This is a genomic window from Enterobacter sp. BRE11, assembly GCF_031844285.1.
GTDB lineage: Bacteria > Pseudomonadota > Gammaproteobacteria > Enterobacterales > Enterobacteriaceae > Pantoea.
In genome coordinates this window covers 91,687-103,984 of record NZ_JAUZUX010000009.1, presented here as the reverse complement: position 1 = coordinate 103,984, position 12,298 = coordinate 91,687, and the positions used below count along the sequence as shown (strand labels likewise).

Annotated in this window: 12 protein-coding genes and 1 pseudogene; 8 read left to right on the top strand and 5 right to left on the bottom strand. The window is 54.8% G+C overall.

Annotated features, from left to right (window positions below; all coding sequences use genetic code 11):
* Positions 1-4 precede the first annotated feature (4 nt).
* Entirely contained in the window at positions 5-853 is an 849-nt protein-coding gene (locus Q9R34_RS11245; RefSeq protein ID WP_485893704.1) for a VOC family protein, read from the top strand.
* Between the two features lie 116 nt (positions 854-969).
* On the opposite strand, the gene Q9R34_RS11240 is transcribed toward Q9R34_RS11245, so the two are convergent.
* The 3 genes from Q9R34_RS11240 to Q9R34_RS11230 form a co-directional block, all read right to left on the bottom strand.
* Entirely contained in the window at positions 970-1,350 is a 381-nt protein-coding gene (locus Q9R34_RS11240) for a hypothetical protein (protein ID WP_485893702.1), read from the bottom strand.
* A gap of 127 nt (positions 1,351-1,477) precedes the next feature.
* Positions 1,478-1,948 (bottom strand): HAD-IA family hydrolase, encoded by a 471-nt coding sequence (locus Q9R34_RS11235; protein ID WP_485893876.1) that lies wholly within the window; start codon positions 1,946-1,948, stop codon positions 1,478-1,480.
* A 17-nt stretch (positions 1,949-1,965) separates the two neighbouring features.
* Positions 1,966-2,172, bottom strand: coding sequence for a hypothetical protein (locus tag Q9R34_RS11230; protein WP_485893700.1), 207 nt, complete (start codon positions 2,170-2,172; stop codon positions 1,966-1,968).
* Positions 2,173-2,689: 517 nt separating this feature from the next.
* Between Q9R34_RS11230 and Q9R34_RS11225 the strand changes: the two genes are divergently transcribed.
* Positions 2,690-4,333, top strand: a complete 1,644-nt coding sequence (locus tag Q9R34_RS11225; protein WP_485893698.1) for a methyl-accepting chemotaxis protein — start codon at positions 2,690-2,692, stop codon at positions 4,331-4,333.
* 246 nt (positions 4,334-4,579) lie between these two features.
* Complete coding sequence (locus tag Q9R34_RS11220) at positions 4,580-4,891, top strand: chorismate mutase (RefSeq protein ID WP_485893696.1); 312 nt, start codon at positions 4,580-4,582, stop codon at positions 4,889-4,891.
* Positions 4,892-4,954: 63 nt separating this feature from the next.
* Here the strand turns inward: Q9R34_RS11220 and Q9R34_RS11215 are convergent, their stop codons facing one another.
* The gene (locus Q9R34_RS11215) at positions 4,955-5,575 is read right to left on the bottom strand and encodes a protein phosphatase CheZ (protein ID WP_485893694.1); all 621 of its coding nucleotides are present in this window, start codon (positions 5,573-5,575) and stop codon (positions 4,955-4,957) included.
* Between the two features lie 23 nt (positions 5,576-5,598).
* On the opposite strand from Q9R34_RS11215, the gene Q9R34_RS11210 reads away from it, so the two are divergent.
* On the top strand, positions 5,599-6,006 hold the full coding sequence (locus tag Q9R34_RS11210) for a hypothetical protein (RefSeq protein WP_485893692.1): 408 nt from the start codon (positions 5,599-5,601) through the stop codon (positions 6,004-6,006).
* Positions 6,007-6,078: 72 nt separating this feature from the next.
* Here the strand turns inward: Q9R34_RS11210 and Q9R34_RS11205 are convergent.
* Positions 6,079-6,498: pseudogene (locus Q9R34_RS11205) on the bottom strand (TolC family protein); the annotation flags it as partial.
* Between the two features lie 89 nt (positions 6,499-6,587).
* Here Q9R34_RS11205 and Q9R34_RS11200 point away from each other — a divergent pair.
* From Q9R34_RS11200 to Q9R34_RS11185, 4 genes are all read left to right on the top strand, one after another.
* Positions 6,588-7,202 (top strand): TetR/AcrR family transcriptional regulator, encoded by a 615-nt coding sequence (locus Q9R34_RS11200; RefSeq protein WP_485893690.1) that lies wholly within the window; start codon positions 6,588-6,590, stop codon positions 7,200-7,202.
* A 73-nt stretch (positions 7,203-7,275) separates the two neighbouring features.
* Positions 7,276-8,391 (top strand): efflux RND transporter periplasmic adaptor subunit, encoded by a 1,116-nt coding sequence (locus Q9R34_RS11195; protein ID WP_485893688.1) that lies wholly within the window; start codon positions 7,276-7,278, stop codon positions 8,389-8,391.
* Positions 8,384-11,473 carry an efflux RND transporter permease subunit gene (locus Q9R34_RS11190; RefSeq protein ID WP_485893686.1) on the top strand — a complete coding sequence of 1,030 codons (3,090 nt, stop codon included), beginning with the start codon at positions 8,384-8,386 and terminating at the stop codon, positions 11,471-11,473. The genes Q9R34_RS11195 and Q9R34_RS11190 overlap by 8 nt, the downstream gene beginning before the upstream one ends.
* Positions 11,474-11,657: 184 nt before the next feature.
* Positions 11,658-12,254, top strand: coding sequence for a glutathione S-transferase family protein (locus tag Q9R34_RS11185; protein ID WP_204231763.1), 597 nt, complete (start codon positions 11,658-11,660; stop codon positions 12,252-12,254).
* Positions 12,255-12,298: the final 44 nt, after the last annotated feature.

The following is a 12,298-nucleotide window of genomic DNA, read 5'->3' as shown; positions in this document are numbered from 1 at the left end:
GGAGATGGCGATCCCCGTTCTCGTACCGGTACTGGATCATGTGGTCATTAACGTGGCGGATCGGCTGGACGAGGCGAGCGCGCTCTACCGGCGGCTCGGCTTTCGGCTCAGCGAACGCGGCCACCATACGCTCGGCTCCAGCAACCATCTGGCGGTTTTTGGCGAAAACTACCTGGAGCTGCTGGGCTACGAGCCCGGCCGCGGCGAACAGCGCAAAGATGTGTGGCAGGCGCCGCCTGGCCTGACAGGGCTGGTATGGAAAACCCAGGATGCAGAGAGCGCCTGGCTGCATCTGCAGCGTCAGGATCTGGACGGCGACGCGCCCGCCGCGTTTCACCGCCCGGTGACGCTGCCGGACGGCGAAGCAAGCGAGGCGCACTTCCGCACCGTGCGGCTGCGCCCCGCGCTGATCCCCAATGGCCGCAGCTTTTTCTGCCAGCACGACACGCCGCATGCGGTGTGGCAGGCCGCCTGGCAGACGCATCCCAACGGCGTGCGCAATATCAGCGAATTTGTCATCGTGGCGCAGGATCCGGCGCTCTCCGCCCAGGTTTACAGCCACCTGTTCGGCGCGGATCGCATTCTCGCCTGTCAGGATGGTGCCTTCGTGCTCAGGGCGGGCGAAGCGAAGGTGCGTTTTGCCTCTGCTGCCTATGCGCAGACGCGCTTCGGCTCGCTGCCGGCGGACTATGACGGCTCGGCGCGCATGTCTGCGCTCAGCTTCCGCAGCGACGATCTGGAGAAGGTGAAGGCGAGCCTGCTGCTGGGGGATATCCCTTTTCGCGAGGAGCCGGATGCGATTGTGGTCGCGGCGGAGCAGGCTTTTAACCTGGCGCTGCGGTTTCATTTGTGAGGTGAAAAAGGGGCCGCAGTGATGGCAACATTTAACCTGCCTGTTTGTCATGCGCAGCGGCGAGAGGCACAAAGCCCGCTTGAAACACAAAGCGGGCTTTGTGCCCGGTGAATGATTCAGGCCACCTTGCTACATAGCTGGCTGGCGAGCTGGTCGAGCGCCCTGTCAAAGGAGGCGCGCTCTGCAGCGCTGAGAAATCCCTGTTGCTTCACGTAGTGGGCCGCGTCGCCTCTTATCTGCGACGCGTGCTGCCAAAGCCTGTCGGCCTGGGCCTGCGTAAGCCGGCGGGCCTTGCGGGCCGTACTGATATCGGCCTGCAACACATTTATCCGCCAGGATATGTGCGCCTGGAGCGGATCGGCGATGCGGCCCCCCGTCTCCTCTTTAACATCACGCTGTGCCTGTATGTCACAGGAGGGATAGGCCTGCGCAGGCATGGCGTCTGCCATTATCTGACCAGATACCAGTAAAGCGAGCCCTGCTATGTAATATTTCATCTGTGAGATACTCCCTGACAATTTGTAAAAGCGGCGCGGACATACAGGCCAGCCTCTGCTGTTAATCCCTTTTGCAACGCACGGTTAGCCGAGGCTGAACAGCGTGACGTCAAGAGTCAGAAGCTGCTTAGCCCTGCAGGTCTGGTATACCGGAAAGCGCGCGGATATCGCTGACAATCAAATCGGGAGCGGGCGCCAGCGGATAAAGCGCCTGCCCCTCCCGGCTGATAAACGCGGTCTTCATACCTGCCCGTTTCGCACCGCATACATCCCAGCCGTGTGCGGCCACCATCATGCAGGCAGAGGCAGAGTGACCCATTTCGCTCATCGCCCACTGATACACCCGCAGGTCAGGCTTGTAGATCCGCCGCTCGTCAACGCTGAGAATGCGGGTAAAAAATGGCTTAAGTCCGGCCGATGTTAACTGTTTTTCTGCCAGATCGGCAGAAGAGTTGGTCAGCGCAGCCAGACAAAACCCCTGATGAGAGAGCGAAGCTAATCCTTCAGCCACATCATCGTATGGCGGCATTGATGCCAGCACCTCCGCCACTGAAACGGCATCTTCCGTGAGCGGGATACCATAGCGCTCAGCCGTCATGCTTAACACAGCTTCGGCTATTTCCCCAAAGTGCGCCAGCTTCCCGTGACCGTCTCCACAAGGGAGTGGTGCAAAAGTGAGGTAAACCAGGCCTCGGCGATGGCGGGATCATTTCCCAGCCAACGTGCCAGATACGCCTTCAGGGGGCGGGTATCAAGCAGGGTTTCATTTACATCGAAAAAGATAACGCCCTTTTTCTCGGCTGCAGGTTGATGATGAGCCATCCAGTCTCCGGTTAAGTTAATCTTTGCGGTTGCTTATCTGACCCGTCCATACCCCAAGTCAAACTGAAGCGTCGCTTTATTTAAGAAAGTGGCTTGCCTGCTACGCGGCAGAAAACGTTTAACCCAAAAAGGCTAGCTTCTTGCACTTGAATTGCAAACGGAACAGGTAACCGCTTTTTAAGGGTACCGGTTGCGGTTGTGAATGCGTCGATAGCGCGTGCTGAAACAAAACAGGAGCAGAAAAATCAGGCATGGATCTTTTTTGAGGGTATTCCATCACTTCTCTTAAAATTGCGCGTGTGATTTTAAACTAATTTTTAGTTTTCTTTTCTGGCGATAAAAGTCGACGGTTAAATAAGCGATTGCATTCAATGCGTTAAATTTTGAACGCTTTTTTGGCTTCCGCTCTCTTAAGGTTTTGAGACGTTTTCTTTCAATGACTACTTATTAACGGTGCGTAATTTTCCACAGCCAGTGACCGATAACCAAAAAACATCTTACCTGGAGGTTAACTGGCATGCTGAAAAATACCCGTCTTACCACAATCCTGACGCTATCCGGTCTGTTTCTGTTTTTGGTTTTTCTTACTTCTTCACTGCTGAGCGTGATTTATCTCAATCGCAGCGCGAAATCTCTTAATGATCTTAACTATGAAGTCTCCGCAACTCTCGGCGTCGCTGACACGACCAACTGGATGCGTGCTGCTCGCACTACGCTGCTGGCCGCAGTGCCTTATGCTGACGGCAGCAATCCAGAGGCGTTTAATGCCGCACTGACCCAGGCCAGATTTTACTATGATGGCGGCTTACGTTTTATGCAGGCCTATCAGGCTGCGCCAAAACTGGCCGGTGAAGCGGAACTGGCTCAGGAACTGGCAGCCCGCTACAACGATTATACGGAGCAAGGCGTTGGGGCTCTTTTTACCGCGCTACAGAAAAAAGATGTGCACGCTTTTCTGACGCTTGCCGGCACGAAAGTGGTGGCACTCGATGAGGCTTACCGGGTTCCGCTGGACAAGGTTATTGCCATACATAAACAGTCATCCGTCAATATTACCCGCCAGGCCGATATCAATACCTATATTGCTTATACCGCGGCGGGTGTGTCGGTCATACTGTTTATTCTGGCTTCAGTCGTCGTGGCGGTGGTGCTGAAAAATGTTCTGATCAAACCTCTCCGTCGCGCTGGCGAGGTCACGGCAGCCATTGGCGCAGGCGATCTGACCTCGGTAATCGTTCATACCCGCAACGATGAAATTGGCAGGCTCTTGCAGGGGCTTGAAAGCATGCAGCTTGGCCTGAAAACCATGGTGAGCGAAATCGTCAGTGGCGTAAGCGAAGTGGCCCGCGTGACCTCGCAGATAAGCGACGGTAACCATAGTCTTTCCAGCCGCACGGAGCAGCAGGCGGCCGCGCTTGAACAGACCGCGGCAAGCATGGAGGAGCTCTCCTCTACCGTTGCTCTCAATGCCGGGAATGCCTCCGTAGCCAGCAGCGCCGCTTTAGAGGCGTCAGAAACCGCCTCGGACTGCGGCGCGGCGATGCAGGAGGTTGTGCGCACGATGGCGGACATTAAAAGCAGCGCAATCGCCATCAGCGAGATTACCTCCGTGATTAACAGTATTGCTTTCCAGACAAATATTCTGGCGCTGAACGCCGCGGTAGAGGCAGCGCGCGCAGGCGAGCAGGGGCGCGGTTTTGCCGTGGTGGCCAACGAGGTTCGCACGCTGGCGCAACGCAGCACACAGTCTGCACGGGAAATTGAAAAGCTGATTGCTGAATCCAGTTCGAACGTTGAGACTGGCGAGCAGAAAGTCGCACAGGTTTCGCTAACGACAGAGAAAATTATCCGCGACGTTAGCGGCGTGACTTCACTGTTAGGAGAGATTGCGGCGGCCTCCTCTGAACAGAGCAAGGGAATAAACCAGATCGGCGTAGCTGTAACGGAAATGGACAGCGTTACTCAGCAAAACGCTACGCTGGTTCAGTCTTCCGCCGCAGCCACTGACATACTGGAAGAGCAGGTTCAGTCGTTAAGCGCTATCACCCGCCGGTTCAAACTGCAGGCTGGCGCAGAGGTTACCGGCCTGCGCGCTTCTGCTTTGCCTTCTGTTCAGGCGAAAGCAAACGTCTCAGGCGGTGCGTGGGTCAGCTTCAGCTAAATCTGCCTGATGTCTGCATATTTTGTTGCAGGCATCCGCTTTTTTATCTCGCTAAAGAGGCTGTTGTGCCTGCCGCTGGGCTGAAGCAACCTAAAACAGAGGTCACAGCCCGCGTTGAGCGAAAAGCGGCCTCTGTCTGTTCATGTGATGTTTCAACGCTTTCAGCGACTTATGCTATCAGGGCTGGCAACAGTTAAAATTTACGCTATGCTGGTGAACTCATGTACTAGTTTGCGAGCATAAGCCGTGGGTTTTACCTGTATTGAAAAGGTCAGAACGCGCATCGATGAAATTGACGATGCGTTGGTTAAAATCATTGCTCAGCGTGCAAAGTGTGTTAAAGCCGCAGCTGCATTTAAAAGCGACAGCGCTGCCGTTCGTGCGCCGGATCGCGTAGAGCAGGTCATCAATAAGGCTCGCGAGAATGCCGCTAAGGCAGGAGTGCCAGAGATCATTATTGAGAAAGTCTATCGAAGCATGATTAATGCATTTATCGACTATGAGCTCAAACAACATGAACAATTACAGAAGGATCAATCAGACAGCGGGCGACATTAAAAGAGGTCGCACTTTTTCCTGACTGTGAATATCTCGAAAAGTGCGCTGTCTGCGGCCTGAAGTTTATATTCCCAGGCTGGCCAGCAGGTCATCAACATCGTCTTGGCTGGCAGCTTTTTCCGCTGCGGAAGAGCAATGCGCTGGGGCATTGCGCTCGCCAGTACCTGAGCCTGCTGAGCTATCACGGAGCACCTGAATCAGCTGCTGCTCTGCCTGATTCAGCACCTCCATCATTTTCTGTACAATCTGTCCGGTCAGATCCTGGAACCCTTGTGCCATCATAATGGCATGCAGCTGCTGGCGCGTAAGGCTCGTTATTTCTGGCACATCATGCAGCCATGCAAGGGTATCTGCTGCTAACTCACGGGTTTCTCCTTCGTCTGGCTGATGACTGGACGCGACCTTCCATCGCTCACTTAAATGTTTCGCCTTTTCTGCCAGTAGAGTTTGCATAGGCTGCGTCATCTCCACGCTATTAATTGCGCCATTTGCTGCCTCGCGCGTCAGCGTTACCACATAGCTCAGCCGTTCCCGTGCGTCAGGTATGCTTCCTGCAACATCAGCAATCGTTTTATCAAGCCCTAACTGTTGCAGGCTATCACGGAGTGTGCGCAGGATGGAGCCCGTGCGCACCGTGATTTCACGAATGTCCTGTTGCTCGCTGTGGGTGTCGGGTAATGACATGAATGCTGCCTCTGGTTTAGGGAATGCTGTTACCTGATATTATCGTCAGTCTGCTGCGGCTATTTAATCTCTTGACCTGTCTTTATGCTGTCAAAAGCGTGCATAACGTGAAGAAGTGGCTTATTCCTGAATGCCATCCTGAAGAGAGAAGCAAGGGCAACCGGAACGCGTTTGGCCTCTGCGGTCGGAAAGCGCGCTGGAATAAGGGGAAACAGGGGCCGGAATGGGCAAATTATTTTCCGGCCCGGGAGTTAAGCATGATTGATGCTGAGCAGACTCAGAGTTTGAATGAACTGACCTCAGCAAGAAGCCTGCCCGCCTGCTGGCTCAGCGAGCTGGCCGCCGCAGACATCTGTTCTACCATCGCCGCGTTTTGTTGCAGATTACTCTCCATCTGGCTGACCGCTATATTCACCTGGTCGATACCATAGCTCTGCTCTTTAGAAGAGTGGCTGACCTGATTTATCAGCTGCGTGGTTTAATCGACGACTGACAGGGTCTCATTCATACGCGTGGTTACCGTAACGGTTGTAATCCGGCCGGGAACTGAGAACTTGCCCCAGAAGTGTCTCAGCTGACTGATACGCGCCAGCCGCCTGCCCGATGACGTTTCCTGATGGCACCAGCGCGGCTGTGGTCGTGCCCAGGCCTTCGCGCGCCTGGGTCATCAGGGCGGTTGCCTGCGCGTGGTCGAGGTTTTGCGCCAGAGCGTCTGTAACGAGCTTGCTCAGGTGAGGAGCGTTAAATCCTTCTCACCAGACGGCAAAACTGGCGGGCCGGGACGCACTTCTGCTCAGGCGCGCGGACTCACTGTCATAACCTTTTGCAAGCGGTGTATCAGGGCGATGATAATCTGGCCCGACGGCGCACCCGGCCAGTAAACTGGCGCTCACTGTCGCTGCAAAAGGGCGTTTGAGAAACAAGGAGTATTCCTTGAGAAAAATAAACCCGTGACTGAATTACATAATGGTCACTTGTTGTCAATCAGAGTTTGCTACGCTAAGCTGGAAAAATGAATAAACATACAACTGCTCACCCCTCCAGGGGGCCTTCAGAACACAGCATCCGCGACCAGGTGGTTGCTGCGGCGACAGAACACTTCGGGCATTTCGGTTATGAAAAAACCACCGTATCCGATTTGGCAAAAGCTATAGGTTTTTCTAAGGCCTACATATATAAATTTTTCGATTCTAAACAGGCCATTGGAGAGCAAATCTGCGCTAACCGCCTGGGTATGATAATGGAGATTGTCAACGCGGCGATTGCCGATTCGCCGACCGCATCTGAAAAGATGAGGCAGCTCCTGAGGGCGCTGACGGAGTCCGGAAGCGATCTGTTCTTTCACGACCGCAAGCTCTATGACATCGCCGCCGTTGCCGCTCGCGATAACTGGCCATCAGCCGCAGCTCATGAAAAGCGCCTTCAGCAACTGATTGAAATGATTATTGTTGAAGGCCGGGCCTCTGGAGAGTTTGAGCGGAAAACGCCTCTGGACGAAGCAACACAGGCTATTTTTCTTGTCATGAGACCCTACATTAGCCCCGTTCAGTTGCAGTACAACCTTGAGACGGCTGCCTCCGCTGCCGCCCTTCTTTCCTCGCTCATCCTACGCAGCCTGGCACCCTGACCTGTGACCATTGACATTTTTGGTCACCAGAATAAGAATGCGGTTACTTTCCTTTCACTTTTTCAGGTAACCCATGCTCAGGATCAAACCTGCCACTTTGGCTGTATGTCTGTTGCCGTTGGCCCTGGTGGCCTGCGGTGACAATTCTGCCACCGACGATCCACGTACTCAGCCTCCCCTTGTAAGGGCGATTAACGTGGGGGCAGCGAATGCTGCTTACCGTTCATTTACCGGCGTTGTTGTTGCCCGCACTCAGAGCGATCTGGGCTTCAGGGTGCAGGGCAAAATCCTTGAACGCCTCGTGGATGCGGGTGAGACAGTTAAACGTGGGCAGCCGCTGATGCGCCTTGATCCCGTCGATCTCAGCCTTCAGGCCCAGGCGCAGCAGCAGACGGTCATGGCCGCCCGCGCGCGCGCCAGACAGGCTTCTCAGGATGAAGCGCGTTACCGCGGCCTGGTGGCGGCAGGCGCTGTCTCAGCATCCGCCTACGATCAGATAAAGGCCGCTGCAGACACGGCAAGAGCCGATCTCAGCGCTGCCCAGGCGCAGGCAGATGTGGCCCAAAATGCCAGGAGCTATGCCGTGCTGGTGGCTGACGCCGATGGTGTCGTGATGGATACGCTCGCTGAGCCAGGCCAGGTAGTCAGTGCGGGCCAGCCGGTGGTCAGACTCGCCCGTGCGGGGCAGCGTGAAGCCCTTGTCCAGCTGCCTGAAACACTCAGACCCGCGCCTCAAAGCGAGGCTGAAGCGACGCTGTATGGCGACAAAAATCAGTCCGTTAATGCACGGCTGCGCGTGCTTTCAGATGCAGCCGATCCGTTAACACGGACCTTTGAAGCGCGTTATGTGCTTGAGGGCGCTCTGGCCAGTGCGCCACTGGGTTCGACCGTGACGCTGCGCATCTCTGACGGCAATGCTGCCCACAGGCTGATGCAGGTCCCCCTTTCCGCGCTCTTTGACCCGGGCAAAGGCCCAGGAGTATGGATAATCACCGGTCAGCCCGCTCGGGTATCCTGGCGCGCAGTGCGGGTAGAGGGGCTGAGTGACGATATGGCAAACGTCACCAGCGGAATCGGTGCCGGTGATAAGGTCGTTGCGCTTGGTGCGCATCTGCTGCATGACGGCGAAATCGTTCGCGTTGCGCTTGAGGGTGATGGCAGCATCGCCGGAGGCCAGCCGCATGAGTAACACCCGTTTTAATCTCTCCGCGCTCGCTGTTCGGGAGCGTTCGATTACCCTGTTCCTGATCATCCTTATCACGGTTGCAGGCATCCTCGCTTTTTTTGGGCTGGGACGAGCAGAAGATCCGCCGTTTACCGTTAAGCAGATGACAATCATCACCGCATGGCCGGGCGCGACGGCGCAGGAAATGCAGGATCAGGTTGCTGAACCGTTCGAAAAACGTCTGCAGGAGCTTAAGTGGTATGACCGGACGGAAACCTACACCCGCCCGGGAATGGCATTCACCATGCTGTCGCTGCAGGACAGCACGCCTCCCTCACAGGTGCAGGAAGAGTTTTATCAGGCGCGTAAAAAGCTGGGAGACGAGGCTAAAAACCTGCCTGCCGGCGTCATGGGCCCTCTGTTCAATGACGAGTTTTCGGACGTCACCTTTTCCCTCTTTGCGCTGAAAGCGAAAGGTGAGCCTCAGCGTTTACTGGCGCGCGATGCAGAGTCGCTGCGCCAGCGGCTTCTGCATGTGCCAGGCGTTAAAAAGGTCAACATTATTGGTGAGCAGGCTGAACGCATCTTTGTCTCTTTTTCCCATGACAGACTGGCCACGCTGGGCGTGTCACCCCAGGACATATTTTCAGCGCTAAATAACCAGAATGTCCTGACGCCAGCGGGCTCAATTGATACGCAGGGCCCCCAGGTGTTTATCCGCCTTGACGGCGCTTTCAACAAACTGGAACAGATTCGTCAAACGCCCGTCGTTGTGAATGGCAGAACGCTGCTGCTGTCTGACATTGCCGCCGTTGAACGCGGATATGAAGATCCTGCAACTTTCCTGATCCGTAATCAGGGAGAACCTACTCTGCTGCTGGGCATTATCATGCGCGAGGGGTGGAACGGGCTTGAACTGGGCAAATCGCTCGATGCGGAAGCGGCCAGCATCAACGCATCAATGCCGCTGGGCATGACGCTGACGAAAGTCACCGACCAGTCAGTCAACATCCGTTCCGCAGTCGATGAATTTATGCTCAAGTTCTTTGTCGCGCTGCTGGTGGTCATGGTGGTCTGCTTTGTCAGCATGGGCTGGCGCGTGGGCGTGGTGGTGGCCGCTGCCGTACCGCTGACGCTGGCAGTGGTTTTCATGGTCATGGAGGCATCAGGTAAAAACTTTGACCGCATTACCCTGGGATCGCTGATTCTGGCGCTGGGGCTTCTGGTGGATGATGCCATCATCGCGATTGAAATGATGGTCGTCAAAATGGAGGAAGGCTACGATCGCATCAAAGCCTCAGCCTACGCATGGAGCCATACTGCCGCCCCAATGCTGGCAGGTACGCTGGTGACGGCCGTCGGCTTTATGCCTAACGGCTTTGCGCAGTCTACCGCCGGTGAATATACCAGTAACATGTTCTGGATAGTGGGGATTGCGCTGATCGCCTCATGGGTGGTGGCCGTGGTCTTCACGCCCTATCTGGGCGTGAAAATGCTGCCAGAGATAAAAACGGTATCAGGTGGCCACGCTGCAATCTACGATACCCCGCGCTACAACCGTTTTCGCCGGTTGCTGGTTCGCGTTATCGCCCGGAAATGGATTGTTGCCGGGGCAGTTATCATTATCTTTACCCTTGCCATTCTCGGCATGGGTCTTGTAAAGAAACAGTTCTTCCCGACATCCGATCGTCCCGAGGTGTTAATTGAGGTGCAGATGCCCTACGGCACCTCTATTGAACAGACCAGCGCGACGACGGCGGAAATCGAGAGCTGGCTGAAAAAACAGCAAGAGGCGAAAATGGTCACCGCCTACATCGGGCAGGGTTCACCCCGCTTCTATCTGGCGATGGCACCTGAGCTTCCCGATCCCTCCTTTGCGAAAATTGTTGTCCTGACCGACAGTCAGGATGCGCGCGATATTCTCAAGCACCGGCTGCGTGAAGCTGTCGCCGCCGGACTGGCTCCTCAGGCACGCGTTCGCGTAACCCAGCTGGTCTTTGGGCCCTACTCCCCTTATCCGGTAGCTTATCGGGTCATGGGGCCCGATCCGGATAAACTGCGTGAGATTGCAGGCGAAGTAGAGGCAGTCATGCAGGCCAGCCCCCTGATGAGGACCGTGAATACAGACTGGGGCCAGCGCGTGCCAACGCTGCACTTTTCACTCAATCAGGATCGGCTGCAGGCAGTAGGGCTGACGTCAAATGCGGTTGCTCAGCAGCTCCAGTTCCTGCTCTCTGGCGTGCCCATCACCTCCGTCCGTGAAGATATTCGTTCGGTGCAGGTGATGTCGCGCGCGGCAGGGGATATCAGGCTCGACCCCGCTAAAATAGCCGGATTTACCCTGGCAGGCTCATCAGGCCAGCGTATTCCGCTCTCTCAGGCAGGAGACGTTGAGGTGAGGATGGAAGATCCGGTGCTGCGGCGTCGCGATCGCACCCCGACCATTACCGTCAGGGGGGATATTGCCGACAGCATGCAGCCGCCTGATGTTTCTACGGCAATTCTGAAACAGTTACAGCCCGTAATCGCTAAGCTTCCGGCTGGTTACCGAATTGAGCAGGGAGGCCCTATAGAGGAGTCAGGTAAAGCGACGAAAGCCATGGCGCCGCTGTTCCCCATTATGGTTGCCATCACGCTGCTGATCATCATTTTGCAGGTGCGCTCAATGTCAGCGATGGTGATGGTGTTTCTGACTGCGCCACTGGGGCTGATTGGCGTTGTACCGACGCTGCTGCTGTTCAGTCAACCGTTCGGAATAAATGCGCTGGTCGGACTGATCGCGCTGTCGGGGATCCTGATGCGCAACACCTTAATCCTGATAGGGCAAATCCATCATAATGAGCATGAAGGGCTGACCCCTTTTGATTCAGTCGTGGAAGCAACGGTTCAGCGTGCTCGCCCCGTCTTGCTGACGGCGATGGCCGCCATCCTGGCATTTATACCGCTCACGCATTCTGTTTTCTGGGGAACGCTGGCTTACACGCTGATTGGCGGAACCTTTGCCGGCACCATTGTTACGCTGGTTTTCCTGCCTGCTATCTATGCCATCTGGTTCAGGATACGCCCCAAAAATCATGAAAACAGCGAAGGTCACGCTGCAAACTAACCGCTATCCGCAGGGGACCACCCCTCCCCTGCGTGCCGGTTTAACCCGTGACGCGATGCAAACTTCTGGCACAGACTGAACGGAATTACTGGGCTAAATGTCCGCTTTGAGCGAAAAGCGGAAATTTTGACATGAACTGCCCACTTACCTTATAAAATTGTTTCCACAACAAAGGGATATTCAATTGAAGATCTATACCTACCCCAAAAGCCGATCATTAAGAGTACTCTGGGCTCTTGAAGAAATGGGAGTGAATTACGAGTCCATCAGAGTCGATCTTTTGAACCCTACTTCTGAGGTTAGATCACCCCATCCATTGGGAAAAGTGCCTTTTTTGACCGATGGTGACGTGTCAATCAGTGAAACCTTAGCGATCTGTATTTACCTGTGTGAACAACATAAAAACATCTCTATTTATCCCGCAACCGCTGAAGAAAAATCTTCTGTAAATTCGTGGTTAAGCTTCACGCTATCCGATCTGGAAGCCCCCGTATGGAGTCTGCTCAAACATATTGTCTTCACTCCCGAAAATCAGCGTTCCCCGGATTTAATGAATTACCTCAGTAAGGAAGCAGATACAGTCATCTCTCAGATTCGCTTTAAGCCGAATCAAACATGGATTGCGAGTAACAACTTTACACTGGCCGATATTTTTCTTTCTCATACGTTGTTATGGGCAAAATTGTGCGGATTGGAAATCACCGAAGAGATTGATAGCTACATATTAAGATCAACGAGTCGCCCCGCTTTCTTAAAGGCTCAGGAAGTAAATAATCGCTAATCAGGTTTTGTCATCTTTTAAAGGTGCATTGATGTCCGCTTCTG